This is a genomic window from Kitasatospora sp. NPDC059648 (assembly GCF_042734825.1).
Lineage (GTDB): Bacteria > Actinomycetota > Actinomycetes > Streptomycetales > Streptomycetaceae > Kitasatospora.
Map to the genome: position 1 here is coordinate 1 of NZ_JBHWDU010000213.1, position 2141 is coordinate 2141.

Genomic DNA, 2141 nt, shown 5'->3' on the forward strand with positions numbered 1-2141 from the left:
CCGTCGTTCCCGTATACGGGAACGACGGCGCGGCCGTTCGGCACCGGTTCAGCGGTGCGGGAGTGCTACTCCCACTCGATGGTGCCCGGCGGCTTGCTGGTGACGTCGACGACGACGCGGTTCACGTCGCGGACCTCGTTGGTGATCCGGGTGGAGATCCGGGCCAGCACGTCGTACGGCAGGCGCGACCAGTCGGCGGTCATGGCGTCCTCGGACGAGACCGGGCGCAGCACGATCGGGTGGCCGTAGGTGCGGCCGTCGCCCTGCACGCCCACGCTGCGCACGTCGGCGAGCAGCACGACCGGGCACTGCCAGATCTCGCGGTCCAGACCGGCCGCGGTCAGCTCCTCGCGGGCGATCGCGTCGGCGTCGCGGAGCAGGTCCAGGCGCTCCTCGGTGACCTCGCCGACGATCCGGATGCCCAGGCCCGGGCCCGGGAACGGCTGGCGCTGGACGATCTCCTCCGGCAGGCCCAGCTCCTGGCCGACCATCCGGACCTCGTCCTTGAACAGCTTGCGCAGCGGCTCGACCAGCTGGAACTGGAGGTCCTCGGGCAGGCCGCCGACGTTGTGGTGGGACTTGATGTTGGCGGTGCCGGTGCCGCCGCCGGACTCCACCACGTCCGGGTACAGGGTGCCCTGGACCAGGAAGTCGACCGACTCGCCGTGGGCGCCGGCCTCGGCGACGATCTCGGCCTGGGCCTGCTCGAAGACCCGGATGAACTCCCGGCCGATGATCTTGCGCTTCTCCTCGGGGTCGGTGACCCCCTTCAGCGCGTTCAGGAAGCGCTCGGAGGCGTCGACGACCTTCAGCTGGACGCCGGTGGCGGCCACGAAGTCCTTCTCGACCTGCTCGGTCTCGCCCTTGCGCATCAGGCCGTGGTCGACGTAGACGCAGGTCAGCCGGTCGCCGATGGCCTTGTTGACCAGGGCCGCGGCCACCGCGGAGTCCACGCCGCCGGACAGGCCGCAGATCGCGCGCTTGTCGCCGACCTGCTCGCGGATCAGGGCGATCTGCTCCTCGACCACGCTGCCGGTGGTCCAGGTCGGGGCGATGCCGGCGCCGCGGTAGAGGAAGTGCTCCAGGATCTGCTGGCCGTGGTCGGAGTGCAGCACCTCGGGGTGGTACTGGACGCCGTACAGGCGGGCCTCGTCGTTCTCGAAGGCCGCGACCGGGACCAGGTCGGTGGAGGCAGTGACGGTGAAGCCCTCCGGGGCGGCGGAGCAGGCGTCGCCGTGCGACATCCACACCGAGTGCTGCGCCGGGACGCCCTCGAACAGGGTGGAGCCGGTGCGGGAGACGGTCAGCGGGGTGCGGCCGTACTCGCGGGCGCCGTTGTTGTCGACGGTACCGCCCAGCGTCTTGGCCATCAGCTGGAAGCCGTAGCACATGCCGAAGACCGGCACGCCGGCCTCGAAGATCGCGCGGTCGAGCTGCGGCGCGCCCTCTTCGTAGACCGACGACGGACCGCCGGAGAGGATGATCGCCTTGGGGTTCTTGGCGAGCATCTCGGCGACCGGCATGCTGCTCGGCACGATCTCGCTGTAGACCCGCGCCTCACGCACCCGACGGGCGATGAGCTGGGCGTACTGGGCACCGAAGTCGACCACCAGGACGGTGTCGTTGTCCGGCACGGACTGGACGGGAATTGCAGAGGACACAGACGGCCTTCCGGCAGCGGTATCGAGGTGTCGCGCTGAACCGCCTCCCCGGGCAGGGGCTGCGGCGGCGGACGGGTGTGGGGTGTCTGGACACCGATTCTACCGGGCTGTCCGGTTTCACTCGTCTGCACGTCCAAAGGACCGTGACCGGTCGGGGCCGTGCTTCGTTGCTTCTGACGACCGGACGGCCGCGCCGCGTCCGCCAGACGCGCCGCCGCCGCCCCCGACCGGGGGCACCGCCGTACGGCTGCAGGACCACGCGTGGAGCTTCACCCCAGTCCACCGGCGCACGTGGCGCCGCCGCCCCGGCCCGCCGGGGAGCGCGGCACCGTGGGACCGTGCGCGGGTGCCGCGGCCGGCCAGCAGGGGACAGCGACCCCGGCCGCGACTGGGCCGAGAGGTGGGACGGGCGGCTCCCGGGGACGCCCCGGCGCCCGCCCGCGCCCCCCCCCCCCCCCGGGGTGTTAGATCCGGGGCGCA

1 protein-coding gene is annotated in these 2141 nt (G+C 72.2%); it reads right to left on the minus strand.

What is annotated here, in order from left to right; all coding sequences use genetic code 11:
* Window positions 1–65: 65 nt before the first annotated feature.
* Complete coding sequence (gene guaA / locus ACFV1W_RS40500) at window positions 66–1634, minus strand: glutamine-hydrolyzing GMP synthase (protein ID WP_380422572.1); 1569 nt, start codon at window positions 1632–1634, stop codon at window positions 66–68.
* Window positions 1635–2141 lie beyond the last annotated feature (507 nt).